This window comes from Bradyrhizobium sp. USDA 372, from assembly GCF_053629095.1.
Window position 1 is genome coordinate 3,354,837 of the sequence record NZ_JBRJHR010000001.1, and the last position, 20,939, is coordinate 3,375,775.

A 20,939-nucleotide genomic window follows, 5' to 3' on the forward strand; every position below is an offset into this window, starting at 1 on the left:
CTCACCCCGTCGGCGTGCCCTGCTTCCATTGGCCGCCGGCGATCTTCGCGGCGGCAATCACCGCTTGCGTCCGACTCTCGACGCCGAGCTTTTGCAGGATCGCCGAGACATGGGCCTTGATGGTGGCCTCGGAGACGCCGAGCTCGTAGGCGATCTGCTTGTTGAGGAGACCTTCCGACAGCATCATGAGGACGCGAACCTGCTGCGGCGTCAGCGTCACCAGGCGGTCGCGCAGGCGCGTCATGTCGGGGTCGGCGGCGGCGGAGAGGTCGGTGTCGGCGGGAACCCAGATGTCGCCTTCCATCACCTTGAGGATGGCGTCACGCAGGGTCTCGACCCCGAACCGCTTGGGGATGAAGCCGGACGCGCCGAAATCGAGCGAGCGGCGGATCGTGGCGCTGTCGTCGGAAGCCGAGACGATGACGACCGGAATCGCCGGATATTGCGCGCGCAGATAGATCAGGCCGGAAAAGCCGGAGATCCCGGGCATGGAGAGGTCGAGCAGGACGAGGTCGACCTCGGAGTTCTGTTCCAGGAGCTTGGTCAGGTCCTCGAAGGATCCGGCCTCGTCGATCCGGGCCGAGGGGAGGACGCCTGCCACCGCCTGCCGCAGCGCATCGCGGAACAGGGGATGATCATCGGCGATGACGAGGTGAGTCGAAGGAGCGTTCATCGTTCTCTTGCTGTCGTTCGCGCCGGGTCGGCGAACAGATCCCGGGCGGGTCAATTCTTCCCCGAGCGGCCGTGGCATGCAAGTGCACATTATCCCTTTGCTGCAAAGGGGTTAATCCCTGGTCTCGGCGCTTGCGCACCGGCGCCGGATACCACAGCGCCCGTGCGCAAGGCCGAAAGTCGTATTGGGGCGGGTTTCACGCCGATGTTACCTTGTGGTCAAGACCTGGGCTGATCCGGCACGTCCGGACATTCTGGGGGCGCGAGGAAACGTATTTTCGGGGAGCGACTCAACATGTCGACAATGGCTGTGTCTCAAGCAGGCGCGGGAGGGATGACGAAGGACGAACGGTTCGTCATTCTCGCCTCCTCGCTCGGTACCGTGTTCGAGTGGTACGACTTCTATCTCTACGGTTCGCTCGCCTCGATCATCGGCGCGCAGTTCTTCTCGGCCTATCCGCCGGCAACCCGCGATATCTTCGCGCTGCTGGCGTTTGCCGCGGGCTTTCTGGTGCGTCCGTTCGGCGCCATCGTGTTCGGCCGCGTCGGCGACATCGTCGGCCGCAAATACACCTTCCTCGTCACCATCCTGATCATGGGCCTGTCGACCTTCATCGTCGGCCTGTTGCCCAACGCGGCCACCATCGGCATCGCGGCTCCGATCATCCTGATCGCGCTGCGCCTCGCCCAGGGCCTGGCGCTCGGCGGCGAATATGGCGGTGCGGCGACCTACGTCGCGGAGCATGCGCCGAACGGCAAGCGCGGCTTCTACACCTCCTTCATCCAGACCACGGCGACGCTCGGCCTGTTCCTGTCGCTGCTGGTGATCCTGTTCACCCGCACCGCGCTCGGCGAGGCCGACTTCGCGGCGTGGGGCTGGCGCATTCCGTTCCTGGTGTCGGTGCTGCTGCTCGGCATCTCGGTCTGGATCCGGCTTCGCCTGAACGAATCGCCGATCTTCCAGAAGATGAAGGAGGAAGGGAAGGGCTCGAAGGCGCCGCTGACGGAGGCCTTCGGCAACTGGCAGAACGGCAAGCTCGTGCTGCTCGCCCTGCTCGGCGGCGTGATGGGCCAGGGCGTGGTCTGGTACACCGGCCAGTTCTACGCGCTGTTCTTCCTGCAATCGATCCTGAAGGTCGACGGCTATACCGCCAACCTGCTGATCGCCTGGTCGCTGCTGCTCGGCACCGGCTTCTTCATCGTGTTCGGCATGCTGTCCGACAAGATCGGCCGCAAGCCGATCATCCTCGGCGGCTGTCTGATCGCGGCGCTGACCTTCTTCCCGATCTTCAAGATGATCACCACCAACGCCAATCCGGCGCTGGAAAAGGCGATCGAGTCGGTCAAGGTCGAGGTGGTGGCCGATCCCGCCGGCTGCGGCGACCTGTTCAACCCGGTCGGCACCCGCGTCTTCACCGCGCCTTGCGACACCGCGCGCGCCTACCTGTCGCAATCGTCGGTCAAGTATGCGACGACGCCGGGTCCGGCCGGCTCGGGCGTGAAGGTCGTGGTCAACGGCAAGGACGTGCCCTACGCCAACGCCAAGGACAGCAACCCGGCGGTTCTCGCCGCGGTGCAGGCGGCTGGCTATCCCAAGGCGGGTGACGCCGGCATCGTGAAGATGTCGCATCCGCTCGACATCTTCCGTCCGCAGGTGGCGGCCATCATCGGCCTGCTGTTCATCCTGGTCCTGTTCGTCACCATGGTGTACGGCCCGATCGCCGCGATGCTGGTCGAATTGTTCCCGACCCGCATCCGCTACACCTCGATGTCGCTGCCCTACCACATCGGCAACGGCTGGTTCGGCGGCCTCCTGCCCGCCACCGCCTTCGCCATCGTGGCCTCGACCGGCGACATCTATGCCGGCCTCTGGTACCCGATCATCTTCGCCTCGATTACCGTGGTGATCGGCTTCCTGTTCCTGCCGGAGACCAAGGACGTCGACATCAAGGCGACCTGATCGAAGCAGAGATCGACGACACGAAACCGGCCGCGGTCTCCGCGGCCGGTTTTGCTTTGTCTGGTTAGCGGTTGCTGCCGATGAATTGCAGCACGATCTCACGGCGATGCGGGCGGCTGCGATGCTCGATCAGATAGATTGCCTGCCAGGTGCCGAGCGCGAGCCTGCCGTCCAGGACCGGGACCTGGAGCGAGGTCTGCGTCAGCATGGTCTTGATGTGGGCCGGCATGTCGTCGGGTCCCTCGGTGTCATGGGTCCACCCGGCATTCTCCGGTGCGAGCCGTGACAGGGCCGTGGTGAGATCGACGAGCACGGAAGGGTCGGCGTTCTCCTGGATCGTCAGCGAGGCCGAGGTGTGGCGGATGAACAGCGTCAACGCGCCCTCACCTGCGTGCGCCTCGGCGATGAATTTCGCGGCCTCGCTGGTCAGATCGGTGAAGCCGCGGCCGGGCGTCTGCACGGTGAGCAGCGACGATGTGACGGTGGTAGCCTGCACCGACGACGGTGCGGAGCGTGTGACGGATCTGGCTGATGTCATGGCGGGTCTCTCAACTCGGGAAGCTGCCGTAGGGTGGGCAAAGCGGCTTGTCCGCAGTAGATCGAAGAGCGAAGGCGGAAGCGTGCCCACCATTCCGCGTGACGATGTCAAGGTGGTGGGCACGGCGCTTTGCGCCTTTGCCCACCCTACGGCAGCTCGTCACGCGTCAAATCTTCCCTGACACGTCCTTCTGCACGCGGTTGGCCATGTCGATCAGCCGCCGCCAGGCCTTTTCCAGGAACGACATCACGCGGTCGACGTCCTTGTCGCTCGGCAGCGGGATCTCGATCTTGCGCTCGCCCTCGGCGACCTTGGGCTCGGCTTTCTTGAGCTGATCGGATTTCGGCAGCGCCTCGTCGATCTTGCCCGACACCGGCGGTCCCGCCGCGAGCTGTCCCTTCAGCTTCTCGACCTCGGCCTGGAGCCTGCCGATCTCGGCATCGAGTGCCGTCCGCTCGTCAGGAACTGCATAGCAGGCCCAGCCGGCGCCGTTCTTGGTGCAGGTCGATACCGTGCCGGTGCGCGTGTCGAGCCGCAGCACGCCCTCGGGAATGGGCGTCATGCTGTAGCGGCCATTTTCGCCGTCGGGCGCCGATTGCGCGGCCACGAGGCCGCCGCTGACGACCATCCCCGCGGCCGCCGCCGCGAGCCATGATGTCGTGGATGTCGTCGCAGGTCTCTTCATTGTCTCCGCCCCGGCGGTGCTGCGGCTGCTGTGCAAGTCTACACCCTTGAGCCGGCAATCCGCCGCCAAAAAACCCGCCCCTGAAATCAACGAACGCGACGGCTTCTTTGATCCCACCAGCGCGGCGAAAGCACGGCTGCATTCGCAGATCATGAGCAGACCTGCTGCGGTGCGGCGTCACGCTGTGTGCAGCGCTGCTGCGCGCGTCAATATCGTCAAGAAAATCAAAGACATAATTGAAAGCGACGCAATCGTGACTTGGCTTGACTTGATTATGGGCCATCAGTATGGTCCGCGCGGCTTTTGAGGGTGACGGGCGTAATTTCCATTCAGCGTTTCGGGTCTTCGTTGCATGACACAGGGCACGGGACACGGCGAAGATGGAGATCGCGATAGATCGTCCGAGGAAGCCGCGCTTTCCGATCGGCTCGGAAATCTTGATCAGCGGTTGTCCGAATTTCGCGACCGCAGGGCCAAGACCGAGCAACCCGCAGGTGACGATGGAGACAAAGCGGCCAGAGCCTCGGCGATGGCGCTTGGTTTTCGGTTATCCTCCGAGTTGGTCGCCGGTGTCGCTGTCGGAGCGGGGATTGGCTGGGGGTTCGACCGTTTGCTGTCGACGTCGCCTTTCGGATTCATCGTGTTCCTGCTGCTGGGCTTCGTTGCCGGCGTGGTGAATGTGGTGAGATCGGCAGGCGCGGGTCAAAACAGGCGCGGTGGTTCGTAAGCTGGTCCCACCAGGAGAGGAATGATCGTGCCGGCCTCGCCGGTACGGGCCGGCCCGGCCGGCAGACCGAGACCCGCCGGCATGCCCGGCAGACCAAGAGATGCCGCGCCGATGAAAATCGATCCGATCCACCAGTTCAACATCGAGCCTCTCTTCACCCTGGGCCATATCGGCAATCACACGATCGCCTTCACCAATTCGTCGCTCTACATGCTGGTCGCGGTTGCGATCATCTCGATCCTGATGCTCGCCAGCGGCTCGCAGCTGGTTCCCGGGCGCCTGCAGTCGGTCGCCGAGATCTCCTACGAGTTCGTGGCCTCGACCATCCGTTCGACGGCCGGCGCGGAAGGCATGAAGTTCTTCCCGCTGATCTTCTCGCTGTTCATGTTCATCTGCGTCTCGAACCTGGTCGGCATCATCCCCTACACCTTCACGGTCTCGAGCCACCTGATCGTCACCGCCGGACTGGCGCTGCTGGTCTTCTTCACCGTGCTGATCTACGGCGTCGCCAAGAACGGCATGAAGTTCTTCAAGATTTTCGTTCCCCACGGCGTCCCCGGCTACGTCCTGCCGCTGGTCATGTTCATCGAGGTCCTGTCGTTCTTCCTGCGGCCGGTCTCGCACAGCATTCGTCTGTTCGCCAATATGCTGGCCGGCCACATCGCGCTGAAGGTGTTCGCGGGCTTCGTCGCCATGCTGGGCTTCTCGCTCGGAGCCATCGGCTGGGTCGGCGGCGTGCTGCCGCTGGCGCTCACGGTCGCGCTGTACGCTCTCGAGATCCTGGTCGCGTTCCTGCAGGCTTACGTGTTCGCGATCCTGACCTGCATCTACCTCAACGACGCCATTCATCCGGGACACTGAGCGGTCCGGGGAATTTCCACCCACAACCCAATCTTTCTTCCAAGGAGTCTAAAATGGATCCGGCAGCAGCAAAACTTATCGGCGCGGGCATCGCGTGCATCGGCATGGGCGGTGCGGGCGTCGGCGTGGGCGTGATCTTCGGCAACTACCTCGCCGCGGCCGTTCGCAACCCCTCGGCCGCTCAGGGCCAGTTCGGCAACCTGATCTTCGGCTTCGCCGTGACCGAAGCGCTCGGCATCTTCTCGCTGCTGATCGCGCTGCTTCTGCTGTTCGTTTTCTAAAGGAACGACTTCTTCCGCGCCGCTTCATCCGAAGCGGCGCGTGACAGCAACAGGAGTACTCCATGGCCGAGAGTCATGGCGGGGCAAAAGGACCGGCGGCGGGTGCCCACACCGAAGCCGATGGCGGTCATCACAGCGGCGGCTTTCCGCCGTTCGAGAGCAGCACCTTTGCTTCACAGCTGGTGTCGCTCGCGATCTTCTTCGTCCTGCTTTACGTGATCGTGTCCAAGCTCGCGCTGCCGAAGGTCGGCGGTGCGATCGAAGCACGCCAGAACAAGATCGAGGGCGACCTCGGCGAGGCGCAGAAGCTGAAGGACCAGTCCGAAGCTGCGCTGAAGGCCTATGAAAGCGAGCTCGCCTCGGCGCGTTCGCGGGCGCAGGCGATCGGCAACGAATCCCGCGACAAGGCGAATGCGCAGGCGGACGCCGAACGCAAGGCATTGGAAGAGCAGCTGACGGCCAAGCTCGCCGAGGCGGAGAAGACAATCGCCTCGACTCGCACGGCCGCCATGAGCAACGTCCGCGGCATCGCGGCCGACGCGGCAGGCCAGATCGTGCAACAGCTCACCGGGGTCATTCCGGATGCCGCCTCGGTCAATGCCGCCGTTGACGCGTCCTTGAAGGGTTAGTCGAGATGTTCTTCGATCCTGAAACCTGGGTCGCCGTCGCCTTCGTGATCCTGATGATCGTGTTCGGCTATCTCGGCGTCTTCAAGTCGGCGATGACCGCGCTCGATCATCGCGCCGCCCGCATCAAGGCCGAGCTCGACGACGCCGCGCGCCTGAAGCAGGAGGCGGCCAAGGTGCTCGCCGACTACAAGGCGCGCAGTGCCACGGCCGAGCGCGAGGCTGCCGACATCATCGCCAACGCCAAGGCCGAAGCCGAGCGCATCGCTGCCGACGCCAAGGCGAAGATGGAGGACTTCGTCGCCCGCCGCACCAAGACCGCGGAGAGCAAGATCGCGCTGGCCGAGGCCCAGGCGCTGGCCGACGTCCGCGCCGCAGCCGCTGAAGCCGCCGTCCAGGCTGCCTCGACCATCCTGTCGCAATCGGTCAAGGGCCAAGTTGCCGACGACCTGCTCGCCAAGGGCATCAACGAAGTCCGGCAGAAGCTGAACTGAGGGATTTGCCTCACCCAATCAAAAAGCCGGCGCGATGAGCGCCGGCTTTTTTTGTTTGTCGGGTAACAGCATCCACAATCGCGGTGTCATCACCCGCGGAGGCGGGTGATCCAGTACGCCGAGGTTTCTCGGTTCAAGCACCGCGGCCTCTGGAATACTGGATTGCCCGCCTTCGCGGGCAATGACAGCTGAGATTGCCGCAAGACCTCAGGTTACTTCTTCTTCCGCGCCTTCGGTTCGGGCGAGAGCGCCTGCGGGTCGAAACCGACATAGAAGATGTAGTTATCGGCGACGGCGGGCGCCGGTGTCGGATAGGCCAGATCCTCGGCGACAAAGGTGAAGGGCACGCTGCCGCCTTCCGACATCGCGACCGTGGTCCGGTAGGCTTTCGAGGCGATCACCTTCTCGCCGACGCCGCCCTGCACGACGGCGATGCGCAGCGGCACCTCGACGGAGGCAGGCGCACCGGCGGGGCCGGCGATGACGCGGCCCTGGATGCCGATCCGGGCCGTGATGCCAGCGCTGCTGCGGGAGCATTCGCGCGCCATCTTGGTGATCGAGGCCTGGAAGCGGATGTCATTGCCGACGGCCGGCTTGCCACTGGCGCCGACCGCGTAGGTCGAGGCCCCCGCGCGCACCGTGACCTGCGGGCAATCGAGATCGTCTTCGGCCGGCTGCCCGGGCGCAGGCGCCGGCTTCGGCTCGGCCGGCTCGTCGGACTTGCCGCCGAACAGGCTCTTGAAGCGGTCGGTCAATGACTGCGCCGCCGCAGGCGAGACAGACGCCAGCGCAACCGACAACGCCAGTGCGATCCCCGTTCCCAGTCGCAACGCATTCCGCGATGACCGAAGCTCCTGCACCATCGACGCCCGTACTCCATGACAATTGCCCGGCCGATCGCCGGCCGCGGCACGCGGTTATATCGCCAAAATCGGCGAACCCAAGGCAGCAAAAAGGGGGACGCGGCCGCCAGACGGCCGCTCAGCCGCGAAAATCCTCGTGCAGCAGGCCGAACAGCAGGTGATCCTGCCAGACCCCGTTGATGCAGAGATAACGGCGCGCCAGGCCCTCGCGCGAGAAGCCGCACTTCTCCAGCACCCGGATCGACGGCGCGTTGGTGGGGATGCAGGCGGCCTCGACCCGGTGCAGGTTGAGCTCGCCAAACAGCGTCGGCAGCAACACCCGCAGTGCGGCCGTCATGTAGCCGCGATGGGCATAGGGCTGGCCGACCCAATAGCCGATGGTACCGGCCTGCACGATGCCTCGCCGGACATTGGCGAGCGTGATGCCGCCGACCAGGGCACCGTCGAGCTCGCGGAAGATCAGAAAGGGATAGGAGCGGTCCGCGGCGATGTCCTCGGCATAGCGGCGCAGGCGGCGGCGGAAACCGGACCGGGTGAGATCGTCAGACGGCCAGATCGGCTCCCAAGGCGTGAGATAGTCGCGGCTGGTCTCGCGCAAATGCGCCCATTGCAGGAAGTCGGACATTTGCGGCGCACGCAGGAGCAGCCCGTTGCCGCGCGGCGCGAGGGCGGCGGGTCCACTGGATGGCAGGCGAAAGAGGGCCATGGTGATGCTTCCCGGGGCGAGGCAGCCCGCGCGCGGCTCCTAATGCAGCCGCGCCTTGGCGCGTGCCCGGGTCAATCCTTCCGCAAAAGACACCGCCGTGTCCAGACCCCTGCCGCTGCCCAAAGCGACAACCGCTGGCCGGCTGCGCGACAGCAGCGCACGGGCCGCGTCCCGCGCCGATTCGATGCTGACGGCATCGATCCGGGCGACCAGTTCCTGCACCGTCTGCGGCCGTCCATAGGCCAGCACATGCCGGGCAAGCTGCTCGGCGCGGGAGGAGCAGCTCTCCAGCGCCATCAGCAGACCCGCCTTCATCTGCGCCTTGGCCCGGGCGATCTCGGCCTCGGTCAGCGTCTCCACCGAATCGTTCATGATGTCGACCACGACCTCCATCATCTCCGGAGCGTCGGCGGGATCGGTGCCGGTGTAGAGGCCGAAGAAGCCGGTGTCGGTGTAGGGCGCGTGGAAGGTGTAGATGGAGTAGCAGAGGCCGCGCTTCTCGCGCACCTCCTGGAACAGGCGCGACGACATTCCGCCGCCGAGGATGTTGGTGAAGACCTGGAGCGAGAACAGCGACGGATCGGACTGCGGCACGCCCTCGAGCGCCAGCGTCAGATGCGCCTGCTCGAGCTCGCGATGCACCACCTTGGTGCCGCCCTGGCCGAATTGAGCGGCCTGCGGCTTCGGCCCCGGCGTCCCCTCGAAGCTCGCAAAACGCTTTTCGACCTCGGCGACGACTTGGGCGTGATTGACCGCGCCGGCCGCCGCCACCACCATGTCCGGCCCGCGATAATGCGTCGAGAGATAGCCGCGCAGCATGTCGCGGTTGAAGGCGCGCAGCGTCTTGGCGGTGCCGAGCAGCGAGCGACCCATCGGCTGGTCGGGATAGCAGAGCTCGTTCAGATGCTCGAACACGACGTCGTCGGGCGTGTCCTGGGCGGCGCCGATCTCCTGCACGATGACGTTCTTCTCGCGCTCCAGCTCGTCGGGCTCGAAGGCGGGATTGGCGAGGATGTCGGCGAGCACGTCGAGCGCGAGCGGCACGTCGGCCTTCAGCACCCGCGCATAATAGGACGTGGTCTCGGTCGAGGTGCCGGCATTGAGGTCGCCGCCGACCGCCTCGATCTCCTCGACGATCTCGCGCGAGGAGCGCTTGGTCGTGCCCTTGAACGCCATGTGCTCCAAGAGATGCGAGATGCCGTGCTCGTTCGGCTTCTCGTCGCGTCCGCCGACCCCGGCCCAGACACCGAGCGCCGCCGTCTCGAGGTGGGGCATCTCGTCGGTGACGACGGTGAGGCCGGAGGCAAGCTTGGACATCTCGACGCTCATCCGGCAACTCCCTGCTTTGCGGCGCGGCTGGCGGACAGCACGAACCGCTCGACCTCGGCCTGATCGTTCTTCATCACCCTCATGTGTTCGGATTTGGTCATCAGGCCGTCGAGCCAGGCCGGCAGTTGCGGCCGCTGGCCGCAGGCCGCCTCGACGGCGTCGGGGAATTTGGCCGGATGCGCGGTGGAGAGCACGATGCTCGGCACCCTCGTATCGGTGGTGTCACGGTCCGCGACGGCGAGCGCCACGGCGGTATGGGGATCGACCAGCTCGCCGGCTTCGCGCCAGGCGGCGCGAATCGCAGCCGCAGTCTCGGTCTCGTCGGCGCGCCCGGCATCGAACTCCTCGCGGATCGCAGCGAGCGTCGCATCGGGCAGCACGAAGCGACCGGACTGCTTCAGCTGTTCCATCAGGCGGCGCACGCCGGCGGCATCGCGCCGGCCGGCCTCGAACAGCAGCCGTTCGAAGTTCGAGGAGATCTGGATGTCCATCGACGGCGATGCCGTCGCGTGCACCTCGCGCACCTCGTAGATGCCGGTCTTCAGCGTGCGCGCCAGGATGTCGTTGACGTTGGCGGCGATGCGCAGGGTGCGCACCGGCAGCCCCATGCGCTTGGCGACGTAGCCGGCGAAGATGTCGCCGAAATTGCCGGTGGGCACGACGAAATCGACCGCGCGCGCCGGCGCACCGACCGCGACGGCGGAGGTGAAATAGTAGACCACCTGGGCGACGATGCGCGCCCAGTTGATGGAATTGACGCCGGAAAGCGAGGTCGCATCGCGGAAGCGATGGTTGTTGAACATCCCCTTCACGAGCGCCTGGCAGTCGTCGAAGGTACCTTCGATGGCGAGCGCATGGACGTTGGCCGCGCCCGTCGTCGTCATCATCCGCCGCTGCACCTCTGAGATGCGGCCGTGCGGAAACAGCACGATGAGATCGACGTTCTCGAGGCCGGCAAAGGCTTCGACCGCGGCGCCGCCGGTATCGCCTGACGTCGCGACCACGATGGTGGTGCGCTGGCCGCGCTTTTCGAGCACGTGGTCCATCAGCCGCGAGATCAGCTGCATCGCCACGTCCTTGAAGGCGAGCGTCGGACCGTGGAACAGCTCAAGCACGAACTGGTGTGGCGACATCTGGCGCAGCGGCACCACCGCAGGATGGCGGAAGGTGGCGTAGGCCTCGTTCGCCATGCGCCCGAGCTCGGCGTCCGAAATCTCGCCGCCGGCAAAGGGACGAATCACGTCGACCGCGACTTCCCAATAGGGACGGCCGAAGAAGCCGGCGATCGTCTCGCTCGGAAGCTGCGGCCACACCGCCGGCACATACAGGCCACCGTCGCGGGCAAGCCCGGTCAGCATCACGTCACAAAAGCCGAGTTCGGGGGCTTCGCCCCGGGTCGAGATATAACGAGTCAAACTGCCCTCCAAAGGCCGGCCGGCCGAAGCCCGACCCTTAAGCCTTTGATTTTACGTAGTTACTTGTCAACAGCCAGAGGCTTTGAGCCACCATAGAGTGTTTTGCGGCATCGGGAAACCGCTTCCGGCCTTCCCCTCGCCCAATGAAAAAGGGCTGCGGCATTGCCGCAGCCCTTCTCTTGGAAGGTCTGTCGTTGTGTGCAGACCGGTTTGCTTCGTCGGGGTCGTCGCCCCTCAAAAACTGTTCCGGCAAGCTTTCGTCGCCTGTCACGAAATCGTCAAGGCCAAAACCCGCACGCCTCGAAAATGTTCCTATTCTTCCCGACCCGGCTCAGGCTCGTCCGATGCAGGCACAGCCCAATCTCGGCAATGAATTCCGCTTTTTCCCGCATGAGCCATGGGAACGAATACAGCCTCGGCCCATTGTGTCGGCGGATGGGTGTCAGCCCGTGGTCCATGCATTGCCCGGCCAGCGGCGGCGTCGATCCGTCGGCCGAACCGCTGCATCCTGAAGCAGCCGGTTCGGTCGCTGGCAAAGGTCAGTTCAACCCGATTTCCACTGCGATCCGGATCAGGTCGGAATGGTTCTTGGCGCCCAGCTTCTGCTTGAGCAGGGACGTGGTGTTGGCGACGGTCTTGTAGGAGATGCCGAGCGCCTCGGCGACCTCGACGATCTTGTCGCCGCGTCCGAGCAAGCGGAGAATTTCGAGTTCCCGCGGCGTCATCTGCGAAGCCGGGTTGGCCTTGATCGCCGCGCCGGAAAACGTCACGGCTTCCGCAAGCTGCGGTGAGATGAAATTGTCGCCCGCCACCACCTTGCGCACCGCTTTCAGCAGGATCCTGGGGTCGTCGCCCTTGGAGACATAGCCTTGCGCCCCGAGCTCGACGGCCCGCACCACGAAGGCCGGATCGTCGTTCATGCTGAACATGATGATCTTGGCGTCGGGATCATCCTTGCGGATGCGTCGCATTAGCTCGAAGCCGGAGACGTCGGGCAGGCTGATGTCGATCACGGTGACGTCGGGCCGCTTGCTGACATAGGCGCGATGCCCGGATTTGGCGTCGGTCGCCTCGTCGATGCGGATTGAATGGTCGGTTGCGAACAGGGTGCGGCAGCCGGACAACACCACGGGATGGTCGTCGACGATCAGGACCCTTGTCGCCAGCTTGGCGGTATCTTGCATCGCGCACTCTCTGTTTTCTCGACTCTTAGACCGGCGGGAATAAATGGAAAGAGCAAATTCCGCCGATGCGCGTTAGAATTGACCTAATGTGGCACCGACTTTCGTTCCGGACACAATTGTTTCTCCCGCTCGGCGCCAGTTTTCTCGCGGCGCTGGTCCTGGGCGGCGTGCTGCTCCAGGTTTTCGCGACGGGCCAGTTGGCGGAGGAGAGCGAGCCGCGACGGCGTTCGACGGAGGCGGTCGCCGCCGCGCTCAACAACGCCTTGAGCGCTTCGGACAATCCGCGGCAGACCCTCGACGCCTTTGTCCATTCTTTGGACACCTCCTCCGATATCCAATTCCGCCGCCTGGGAGCAGGTCCCGCGCCACCGGCGAAGGACGACCTGCGCAAGCCGCATGGCGTGCCGCAATGGTTCATCGACCTTCTCGCTGTTCCCAACATGGACACGGCATTTCCGGTGATGATCAACGGTAAGCGCGTTGGCGACATCGTATTTCTGCAGGACCTGTCGGCCGATCTGTTCGAGAAATGGATTGGCCTTCTAGCGCTCGCCAGCCTGCTCGCCGCGCTGATGGTTCTTATCGGCACGATTGCCTATGTCTTGTCGGGATCGGTGCTGCGCCCCCTGCAAGATCTCGGCGACGGTCTCACGCGAATACGACGGGGCGACTACACCAGGCCGATACCGGTCGGGGGCCCGCCGGAAATCCGGCAAAGCTGCGAGGAGGCGAATGCGCTGGCTGCAACGCTGGCGCATTTGAGCCAGGATAATCGCGATCTGATGCACCGCCTGGTGTCGCTCCAGGATGACGAGCGGCGCGATCTCGCCCGCGAGCTGCATGACGAGCTCGGCCCCCTGCTGTTCAGCATCCGCGCCGGCACGATCGCGCTGAGCGAGGCCTCCCAGCCACAGGGACATCTCGGCAATTCGGCACAGGACCTGCTGCAATCGGTCGAGGCACTGCAGCAGACCAACCGCCGCATCCTCGACCAGCTGCGACCGCTCTATATCGAGGAACTCGGCCTTTCGAGCAGCGTACAGACGCTGCTGCGGAATTTTCGCAAGCAGGCACCTCATATCGTCCTGACGGACGCGATTGATCCCGATCTCAGCGGGATCGGCGGGCCACTGGCGCAGACCGTCTATCGGGTGATCCAGGAGGCACTGACCAACGTGCTGCGACATGCCAACGCCGGCAACGCCCATGTACAGGCGACGGTCGCCGACAAAACGCTCGTCGTCGAAATCTCCGACGACGGCGGCGGTTTTCCTGCGGGCAATGTCTTCGGCCGCGGCCTGACCGGCATGCACGAGCGCGTGCGCGCGCTCAGCGGATCGCTATCGCTGTTGCGCGTGGATGAGCGAACTTACGTGCGCTGTCGCCTTCCGGCGGAGACGATGCGGGACGCGCCAGCACCAGGCTAGTTCAGCACGCGCAGCCGTGATGCGCATTCTGTCGCGCCGGCTCGCACAGCGTGCTGCGGATCTTGCCATCCGGGCTGAAGCGGAACGAGGCCTGAATGCGCAGCGCGCCGGCGACGGAATATTCGAGGTCGACGCCGTGGGACGCGGGATGGATCTCTTCCAGCCCGAAGCCAGCCAGCGAGAAGGTGCTGAGCCGCGGCTGCCAATAGATTTCAAGCTCGCTGCGGCCGCGATAGCGTTCCGTGCCGTTGCACGTGCATTCGAGCTCGGCATCGTCGGCATAGAGGTCGAGCAGCGTCGCAAGATCGCCTCTCCGACAGGCATCCACCCAGTCGACGACAATTCCCATCTGATCGAAATCGCTCACGCCGAAATCCTGTCTGCCGCGAGAAATCTTGAAGCCGGCTTAGGACCACACTCGTGAATGTCCGCTGAATAATAAAGTCCGGGCGATTCCGGGTTCCACATCAGGGAATCTACGGAGTGACGGAACTCTGCCGCCGTCCTCGCAGCCAGACCGCGAATGCGATCAACACCGCCCCCGCGAGCGTGAACCAGGTGATCGCGTATTGCAGGTGGTCGTCCTTGAGATTCACCACGAGCGGCCCCGGGCGCGGAATGCCGTTCGCCGGCGCGGGCTGCTCGAGATCGATATAGAACGGCGCAACCGCACCCCAGCCCAGCGCGCTTGCGATTGCCAGATGATCGCGCACGAACCAGAGCCGCTTGTCGCGATTCTCCGCCGGTGTCAGCCAGCTTGGCGCCTCGGGAAAGCGCAGATAGCCGGTAAGCGACACCGGTTCGCCCGTGACGAGCTTCTTCACCGCGCGATCCTCGACGCCGCGGTCCTGCATCGTATTCTCGACGAAGCCGGCGTCGATCACGAGCATCTCGCCGCCGGGAAGCCGCGCCGGCAGGAACGCCCAGGTGCCCGGGCCGGAGGCGTCCTTGCGCACTGCCGAGCCGGAGGAATAGACCATCGCATCGGGCAGGGCTGCGTAAGTCGCGGTGAAGCTGACGCGGCGGAATTCATCGCGGGCGGGATTGAGCGCGGCCCATTGCGCGGACGGCGGCAGCGCGACGGGCGCCGCCGCAATCCGCTCGGTGAGTGCCGCAATCAGCTCGTGCTTGGCCGTGCGGCGCTGCAGCTGCCAGACACCGAGGGCGACGAACACGGCCGTCAGGAACAGCGTGAACAGCGCGAAGCCGGTCACGCGGGCCTTGCGCGCAGGCTCGGTCATTTCGCGCGATCGACCAACCGGCCCGGCGCCGCCTTGTGATGGAATTGCAGCGCGATCAGCAGCGACTTCATCGAGCGCAGCGGCAACAGCGTGGTGGCGAGGATCAGCGGCAGCCAGAGCACGGCATGCAGCCAGTATGGCGGCTGGTATTTGACTTCGACGATGAGTGCGCAGGCGACGACGATGCCGCCGGCCAGCATGATGATGAAGATCGCCGGACCGTCGCCGGAATCGATGAAGGCATAGTCGAGCCCGCAACGGTCGCAAGCGGGCGCGAGCGTCAGAAAGCCCGCGTAGAGCTTGCCCTGGCCACAGCGCGGGCATCTGCAGGCAAGCCCGCGCAGCGCGCTTTGCAGGACCGTGGTTTCGGACTGGGGTGTGCCGGCACTGTCGTTCATGAGGACGGACTCTATCACAGTTTCCGGAGAAGCTTCCGGCGGCCGGAAAACGAAAGGGCGGCCCTGCGGCCGCCCTTCCCGATCGGTTCGATACGGCTCAGTGCGCGGCGTGGGCCATGGTCTCGGCGCCGCGTCCCCAGACGTAGATGCAGAGGAACAGGAACAGCCAGACCACGTCGACGAAGTGCCAGTACCAGGCGGCGAACTCGAAGCCGAGATGCTGCTTCGGCGTGAAATGGCCGGCATAGGCGCGGAACAGGCAGACCAGCAGGAAGACGGTGCCGACCAGCACGTGGAAGCCGTGGAAGCCGGTCGCCATGAAGAACGTCGCGCCGTAGACGTTGCCGGCGAAGGAGAACGCCGCGTGGCTGTACTCATAGGCCTGCACGCAGGTGAAGAGCGCGCCGAGCACGACGGTGAGGATCAGGCCGTATTTCAGGCCCTGCCGGTCGTTCTCGAGCAGCGCATGGTGCGCCCAGGTCACGGTGGTGCCTGAGGTGAGCAGGATCAGCGTATTCAGCAGGGGCAGGTGCCAGGGATCGAAGGTCTCGATGCCCTTCGGCGGCCAGGTGCCGGGGACCGCGCAAGCGCCGGGCTGCGTGCCGAGGCCGCAGCCGAACACGGCGTCACGGGTGGCGTGAACGGCATCGGCCGGAAACAGCGCCGCGTTGAAGTAAGCCCAGAACCAGGCGACGAAGAACATCACCTCGGAGGCGATGAACAGGATCATGCCGTAGCGGTGATGCAGCTGCACGACGCGGGTATGGTCGCCCTTGTACTGGGCTTCCTTGATCACGTCGGCCCACCAGCTCGCCATGGTGTAGAGCACGCCCACAGTGCCGACGCCGAACACGATCGGCGCCGCGGAGAACATGTGGTGCATCCAGGCGATGGCGCCGACCGCCATGATGAAAGCCGAGAGCGAGCCGACCGCCGGCCAGGGCGAGGGATCGACCAGATGATAGTCGTGATGCTTGGTGTGCGCCGTGGCCATTTCCGTCTCTCTCCTCAATCCCGTGCCTATCAGGCACTTATCCCCTTGTGTCCGACCGCCTGAGCGTTGAGCCCTGCGGTCAAAGATTTCCCTTGCGCTTGTCGCCCTCGCCCGATGCCAGCGGCTTCACCACCGGATCGCGCACCGGATAGAACGTGTAGGACAGCGTGATCGTGTTCAGCCCGTCGTTCTCGCGGTCGTCGGCGATCGACGGATCGACGTAGAACACGACCGGCATCTCGCGCTTCTCACCGGGCGCCATGGTCTGCTCGGTGAAGCAGAAGCAGTTGATCTTCTGGAAATAAGCGCCGACCGTCAGCGGCGCGACGTTGTAGGCGGCCTGGCCCGCAGTGGTGCGCGCCGCCTGGTTGGTCACGGTGTAGAAGACGGTCACGACCTGGCCGATATTGACCTCGATCTCGCTCTGCTCCGGCTCGAACTTCCAGGGCAGGCCGGGCGCGACGTTGGAATCGAAGCGCACCGAGATCTTCCGCGCGATCGGGCCCGTGGCCGGCGCGGAGGTCGCCACTTGCGTCGTGCCGTTGAAGCCGGTGGCGCGGCAGAACCAGTTGTAGAACGGCACCGCCGCGTAGGAGGCGCCGACCATCAGCGCGACCACGCCGCCGCAGATCGAAGCAACCACCACATCGCGGCCCAGCCCGCGTGTCTTGCCCGGCTTGCGAGGGCCCGGCTTGGCGCTGACGTCCTGCGATATGGTCCGCTCGTGATCCATGTTTCCTACATCGGCCGCACGAGCACTGCCGGCCCCTTGACCATGGTGACGGCGAAGAACAGCACCACCAGCACGCCGAGCGCCAAAGCGATGGCGATGGAGCGATGACGGCGGCTCTTCTGCTGCGCCTCGGTGAGGACGATTCCTTCTGGCTCGCGTTTGTCGGCCATCGCGGTGATCATGCGCCCCCAACCATCGGAGCCAGCGCGCGGAACACGACCTCGGCCAGCAGGGTCGCGAACAGCGCGAACAGATACAGGATCGAGAAGGCAAACAGCTTGCGCGTCGCGCGCAGCGATTGGCTGCGCTCGCGGCGCAGATAGACGTTGATGGCGAGCACCAGCATGCCGGCACCGAGGATCAGCGAGACCACGCCGTAGACGGCGTCGAAATAGCCGAGCGCCCAGGGCGCGGCCGCGACCGCGATCAGCACGATGGTGTAGAGCAGGATCTGCAGGCGCGTCGCATCGGGACCGGCGACGTTGGGCAGCATCGGAATGCCGGCGCGCGCGTAATCGTCGGAGCGGAACAGCGCCAGCGCCCAGAAATGCGGCGGGGTCCAGAAGAAGATGATCGCGAACAGCAGCAGCGGCTCGACGTCGACCGTACCCGTCACCGCGGCCCAGGCCACCACCGGCGGCAGCGCGCCGGCGGCGCCGCCGATCACGATGTTCTGCGCGGTCCAGCGCTTCAGCCACATCGTGTAGATCACGACGTAGAAGAAGATGGTGAAGGCGAGCAGCGCGCCCGCGACCCAGTTGACGAGAATGCCGAGCGTCATCACCGAGAAGAAGGCGAGCGTCATGCCGAACGCCATCGCTTCAGGGCGGGTGATGCGGCCGCGCGGGATCGGCCGGTTCGCCGTCCGCGACATCTTGGAATCGATGTCGCCTTCGAGCGCCATGTTGAGCGCCCCGGAGGCGCCGGCGCCGACCGCGATGCAGAGCAGCGAGGTGATTGCCAGCACGGGATGGAAATGCCCCGGCGCCATCGCCATCCCGACCAGCGCGGTGAAGATCACCAGCGACATCACCCGCGGCTTGAGCAACGCGATGTAGTCGCCCACCTCCGCTTCGGAGATGCGGGGATTGATGTCGGCGGCGTGGTGGTCGAGGACGGACACTTAAATTCAACTCGCTTCGTTATAGCGCCGCGGCGCCCGTCACGGGCGCCGCGTGGGATTGCTTACTGCACGCGGGGCAACACTTCGAACTGGTGGAACGGCGGCGGCGAGGACAACGTCCACTCCAGCGTGGTCGCGCCGGCACCCCACGGATTGTCGCCCGCCGGCACCTTCTTCATGTAGGCGTCGAGCACGCAGTAGAGGAAGATCAGCACGCCGAAGCCGGAGATGTAGGAGCCGATCGATGAGACCAGGTTCCAGCCCGCGAAGGCATCGGGATAGTCGACGTAGCGGCGCGGCATGCCCGACAGGCCGAGGAAGTGCTGCGGGAAGAACACCAGGTTGACGCCGATGAAGGTGACCCAGAAGTGCGCCTTCGCGAGCGCTTCATTGTACATGTAGCCCGACATCTTCGGGAACCAGTAGTACCAGCCGGCGAAGATTCCGAACACCGCGCCGAGCGACAGCACGTAATGGAAGTGCGCGACGACGTAGTAGGTCTCCTGCAGCACGCGGTCGACGCCGGCGTTCGCCAGCACGACGCCGGTCACGCCGCCGATCGTGAACAGGAAGATGAAGCCCACCGCCCAGATCATCGGTGCCCGGAACTCGATCGAGCCGCCCCACATCGTGGCGATCCAGGAGAATATCTTCACGCCGGTCGGAACCGCGATGACCATCGTCGCCGCGACGAAATAGGCCTGCGTCGCCGAGGACATGCCGACCGTGTACATGTGGTGCGCCCACACCACGAAGCCGATGCCGCCGATCGCGACCATGGCGTAGGCCATGCCGAGATAGCCGAACACGGGCTTGCGCGAGAAGGTCGAGACGATCTGGCTGATCATGCCGAAGGCGGGCAGGATCAGGATGTAGACCTCGGGGTGGCCGAAGAACCAGAACAGATGCTGGAACAGCACGGGGTCGCCGCCGCCGTCGGGCGCGAAGAAGGTCGTGCCGAAATTGCGGTCGGTGAGCAGCATGGTGATCGCACCGGCGAGCACCGGCAGCGACAACAGCAGCAGGAACACGGTCACCAGGATCGACCACACGAACAGCGGCATCTTGTGCAGGGTCATGCCCGGCGCGCGCATGTTGAAGATCGTGGTGATGAAGTTGATGGCGCCGAGGATCGACGAGGCGCCGGCGAGATGCAGCGACAGGATCGCGAAGTCGACGGCCGGCCCCGGATGGCCGGAGCTCGACAGCGGCACGTACATGGTCCAGCCGGCGCCGACGCCGTTGGCGCCGGGCTCGCCCTCCACGAAGGTCGACATCAGCAGCAGCGCGAAGGACGCCGGCAGCAGCCAGAACGAGATGTTGTTCATGCGCGGGAACGCCATATCCGGCGCGCCGATCATTAGCGGCACGAACCAATTGCCGAAGCCGCCGATCATCGCAGGCATGACCATGAAGAAGATCATGATCAGGCCATGCGAGGTCACGAACACATTGTAGGTGTGGGTCTCGTGGAAGACCTGCACGCCCGGATACATCAGCTCGGCCCGGATCGCGATCGACATCGCGGCACCGATGATGCCGGCGATGACCGCGAAGACCAGGTACATCGTGCCGATGTCCTTGTGGTTGGTCGAATAGACGTAGCGCCGCCACCCGGTCGGATGGGCGTGCTCGTCATGTCCGTGGGCTTGCGCGTGATCGCCGTGTGCCGCTGCGCTCGTTGCCATTTTCAAATCCTGCCTTGCGTCCCATTCGGACCTTTGGAGGTCCCGCCCTTTTATCGCTTTCAGTCCCTGAAAGCCGTCACCCGTCGCCTACTGCGTCGGGCCGGCCGCGGAGGCGTAGGTGCTGGTGCCGCCGCTCGCATATTTCTTCTTCGCCGTCTCGACCCAGGAGGCGAATTCCTGGTCGCTCACCACACGCACGGCGATCGGCATGAAAGCGTGGTCCTTGCCGCAGAGTTCAGAGCACTGACCGTAGTACATGCCGGTCTTGGTGGCCTTGAACCAGGTCTCGTTCAGCCGGCCCGGGATGGCGTCGATCTTGATGCCGAAAGCCGGCACCGCGAATGCATGGATGACGTCGGCGCCAGTGGTCTGGACACGAATCACCTTGTTGACCGGCACCACCATCTCGTTGTCGACACCGAGCAGGCGGGGCTGCTTGTCCTGCGCCATCAGCGAGTCGAACTCGAACTTGCCGTTATCCGGATAGGCATAGGACCAGTACCACTGCTTGCCGGTCGCCTTGATGGTCAGATCCGCCTTCGGCACGTCGAGCTCCAGGAACAGAAGCCGGAACGACGGCACCGAGATGCCGACCAGGATCAGCACCGGAACGAGGGTCCAGGCTACCTCGATCAGCGTGTTGTGGGTGGTCCGCGACGGCACCGGATTGGCCTTCGCGTTGAACTTGACGACCACGATCACGAGCAGCGCGAGAACGAACAGCGTGATCAGGGTGATCAGCACGAAGAGGAAGTTGTGGAACCAGACGATGTTGTCCATCACCGGGGAACCGGACTGCTGGAGCGTCCACTCCCACGGTGCCGGCTGCCCGAGCTCGGCCAATGCCGCACCACCCGTCGCCAACGTGACGCCAGCCGCCACCACGGCGATGGTGGCCAATCCCAGCAATTGCCGGCCCACCCGACCCATCGACATCCTCATGTCGTTCGCGCTCCCCTTCCGAAATCACCCCAAGTGCATTCCCCTGCTTCCG

General features: G+C 64.9%; 25 protein-coding genes. 8 read left to right on the forward strand and 17 right to left on the reverse strand.

Annotation, left to right across the window (positions count from 1 at the left end):
* Nucleotide 1: 1 nt before the first annotated feature.
* Complete coding sequence (locus AB7M16_RS15930; protein WP_172786050.1) at nt 2-673, reverse strand: response regulator transcription factor; 672 nt, start codon at nt 671-673, stop codon at nt 2-4.
* 333 nt (nt 674-1,006) lie between these two features.
* On the opposite strand from AB7M16_RS15930, the gene AB7M16_RS15935 reads away from it, so the two are divergent.
* Nucleotides 1,007-2,632 (forward strand): MFS transporter, encoded by a 1,626-nt coding sequence (locus AB7M16_RS15935; protein WP_172786051.1) that lies wholly within the window; start codon nt 1,007-1,009, stop codon nt 2,630-2,632.
* Nucleotides 2,633-2,696: 64 nt separating this feature from the next.
* On the opposite strand, the gene AB7M16_RS15940 is transcribed toward AB7M16_RS15935, so the two are convergent.
* Together AB7M16_RS15940 and AB7M16_RS15945 are read right to left on the reverse strand one after the other, a co-directional pair.
* On the reverse strand, nt 2,697-3,170 hold the full coding sequence (locus AB7M16_RS15940) for a secondary thiamine-phosphate synthase enzyme YjbQ (RefSeq protein ID WP_212256163.1): 474 nt from the start codon (nt 3,168-3,170) through the stop codon (nt 2,697-2,699).
* A 166-nt stretch (nt 3,171-3,336) separates the two neighbouring features.
* Nucleotides 3,337-3,855, reverse strand: a complete 519-nt coding sequence (locus tag AB7M16_RS15945; protein WP_409241877.1) for a hypothetical protein — start codon at nt 3,853-3,855, stop codon at nt 3,337-3,339.
* Here AB7M16_RS15945 and AB7M16_RS15950 point away from each other — a divergent pair.
* From AB7M16_RS15950 to gspM, 6 genes are all read left to right on the forward strand, one after another.
* A complete protein-coding gene (locus tag AB7M16_RS15950) occupies nt 3,830-4,162 on the forward strand; it encodes a hypothetical protein (RefSeq protein WP_172786053.1) in 333 nt (110 codons plus the stop codon). The two genes, AB7M16_RS15945 and AB7M16_RS15950, sit on opposite strands and share 26 nt — an antisense overlap.
* A gap of 45 nt (nt 4,163-4,207) precedes the next feature.
* Complete coding sequence (locus AB7M16_RS15955) at nt 4,208-4,582, forward strand: AtpZ/AtpI family protein (RefSeq protein ID WP_025033499.1); 375 nt, start codon at nt 4,208-4,210, stop codon at nt 4,580-4,582.
* A gap of 111 nt (nt 4,583-4,693) precedes the next feature.
* Nucleotides 4,694-5,443 (forward strand): F0F1 ATP synthase subunit A, encoded by a 750-nt coding sequence (locus AB7M16_RS15960; RefSeq protein WP_439364827.1) that lies wholly within the window; start codon nt 4,694-4,696, stop codon nt 5,441-5,443.
* A 53-nt stretch (nt 5,444-5,496) separates the two neighbouring features.
* Nucleotides 5,497-5,724: a F0F1 ATP synthase subunit C gene (locus tag AB7M16_RS15965; protein ID WP_018643436.1), complete on the forward strand. Its 228-nt coding sequence runs from the start codon at nt 5,497-5,499 to the stop codon at nt 5,722-5,724.
* A gap of 62 nt (nt 5,725-5,786) precedes the next feature.
* Complete coding sequence (locus AB7M16_RS15970; RefSeq protein WP_172786055.1) at nt 5,787-6,353, forward strand: F0F1 ATP synthase subunit B; 567 nt, start codon at nt 5,787-5,789, stop codon at nt 6,351-6,353.
* A 5-nt stretch (nt 6,354-6,358) separates the two neighbouring features.
* Nucleotides 6,359-6,844 (forward strand): type II secretion system protein GspM, encoded by a 486-nt coding sequence (gene gspM / locus AB7M16_RS15975; RefSeq protein WP_172786056.1) that lies wholly within the window; start codon nt 6,359-6,361, stop codon nt 6,842-6,844.
* A 212-nt stretch (nt 6,845-7,056) separates the two neighbouring features.
* Here the strand turns inward: gspM and AB7M16_RS15980 are convergent, their stop codons facing one another.
* From AB7M16_RS15980 to AB7M16_RS16000, 5 genes are all read right to left on the reverse strand, one after another.
* Nucleotides 7,057-7,707 carry a hypothetical protein gene (locus AB7M16_RS15980; protein ID WP_172786057.1) on the reverse strand — a complete coding sequence of 217 codons (651 nt, stop codon included), beginning with the start codon at nt 7,705-7,707 and terminating at the stop codon, nt 7,057-7,059.
* Nucleotides 7,708-7,825: 118 nt separating this feature from the next.
* Nucleotides 7,826-8,413, reverse strand: coding sequence for a GNAT family N-acetyltransferase (locus AB7M16_RS15985; protein ID WP_035996611.1), 588 nt, complete (start codon nt 8,411-8,413; stop codon nt 7,826-7,828).
* Between the two features lie 39 nt (nt 8,414-8,452).
* Nucleotides 8,453-9,742: a M16 family metallopeptidase gene (locus AB7M16_RS15990; RefSeq protein ID WP_172786058.1), complete on the reverse strand. Its 1,290-nt coding sequence runs from the start codon at nt 9,740-9,742 to the stop codon at nt 8,453-8,455.
* Nucleotides 9,739-11,157, reverse strand: a complete 1,419-nt coding sequence (thrC, locus tag AB7M16_RS15995) for a threonine synthase (protein WP_453944446.1) — start codon at nt 11,155-11,157, stop codon at nt 9,739-9,741. Before thrC ends, AB7M16_RS15990 begins: the two co-directional genes overlap by 4 nt.
* Nucleotides 11,158-11,696: 539 nt before the next feature.
* Nucleotides 11,697-12,341, reverse strand: a complete 645-nt coding sequence (locus AB7M16_RS16000) for a response regulator transcription factor (RefSeq protein WP_453944447.1) — start codon at nt 12,339-12,341, stop codon at nt 11,697-11,699.
* Between the two features lie 86 nt (nt 12,342-12,427).
* Here AB7M16_RS16000 and AB7M16_RS16005 point away from each other — a divergent pair, with 86 nt between their 5' ends.
* Nucleotides 12,428-13,768 (forward strand): histidine kinase, encoded by a 1,341-nt coding sequence (locus AB7M16_RS16005; protein WP_453944448.1) that lies wholly within the window; start codon nt 12,428-12,430, stop codon nt 13,766-13,768.
* A 1-nt stretch (nt 13,769) separates the two neighbouring features.
* Here the strand turns inward: AB7M16_RS16005 and AB7M16_RS16010 are convergent, their stop codons facing one another.
* The 9 genes from AB7M16_RS16010 to coxB form a co-directional block, all read right to left on the reverse strand.
* Nucleotides 13,770-14,135 carry a nuclear transport factor 2 family protein gene (locus AB7M16_RS16010; protein WP_172786062.1) on the reverse strand — a complete coding sequence of 122 codons (366 nt, stop codon included), beginning with the start codon at nt 14,133-14,135 and terminating at the stop codon, nt 13,770-13,772.
* 109 nt (nt 14,136-14,244) lie between these two features.
* Nucleotides 14,245-15,009 carry an SURF1 family protein gene (locus AB7M16_RS16015; protein ID WP_212256147.1) on the reverse strand — a complete coding sequence of 255 codons (765 nt, stop codon included), beginning with the start codon at nt 15,007-15,009 and terminating at the stop codon, nt 14,245-14,247.
* Nucleotides 15,006-15,407: a DUF983 domain-containing protein gene (locus tag AB7M16_RS16020; protein ID WP_172786064.1), complete on the reverse strand. Its 402-nt coding sequence runs from the start codon at nt 15,405-15,407 to the stop codon at nt 15,006-15,008. The genes AB7M16_RS16015 and AB7M16_RS16020 overlap by 4 nt, the downstream gene beginning before the upstream one ends.
* Before the next feature lie 97 nt (nt 15,408-15,504).
* The gene (locus AB7M16_RS16025) at nt 15,505-16,401 is read right to left on the reverse strand and encodes a cytochrome c oxidase subunit 3 (RefSeq protein WP_172786065.1); all 897 of its coding nucleotides are present in this window, start codon (nt 16,399-16,401) and stop codon (nt 15,505-15,507) included.
* Between the two features lie 79 nt (nt 16,402-16,480).
* The gene (locus AB7M16_RS16030) at nt 16,481-17,134 is read right to left on the reverse strand and encodes a cytochrome c oxidase assembly protein (protein WP_453944449.1); all 654 of its coding nucleotides are present in this window, start codon (nt 17,132-17,134) and stop codon (nt 16,481-16,483) included.
* Between the two features lie 5 nt (nt 17,135-17,139).
* Nucleotides 17,140-17,316, reverse strand: coding sequence for a CoxF protein (locus AB7M16_RS16035; protein WP_212256145.1), 177 nt, complete (start codon nt 17,314-17,316; stop codon nt 17,140-17,142).
* Entirely contained in the window at nt 17,313-18,257 is a 945-nt protein-coding gene (locus AB7M16_RS16040; RefSeq protein ID WP_172786067.1) for a heme o synthase, read from the reverse strand. Before AB7M16_RS16040 ends, AB7M16_RS16035 begins: the two co-directional genes overlap by 4 nt.
* Before the next feature lie 62 nt (nt 18,258-18,319).
* Nucleotides 18,320-19,945, reverse strand: coding sequence for a cytochrome c oxidase subunit I (gene ctaD / locus AB7M16_RS16045; protein WP_453944450.1), 1,626 nt, complete (start codon nt 19,943-19,945; stop codon nt 18,320-18,322).
* A gap of 87 nt (nt 19,946-20,032) precedes the next feature.
* On the reverse strand, nt 20,033-20,887 hold the full coding sequence (coxB, locus tag AB7M16_RS16050; protein WP_172786069.1) for a cytochrome c oxidase subunit II: 855 nt from the start codon (nt 20,885-20,887) through the stop codon (nt 20,033-20,035).
* Between the last annotated feature and the right edge of the window lie 52 nt (nt 20,888-20,939).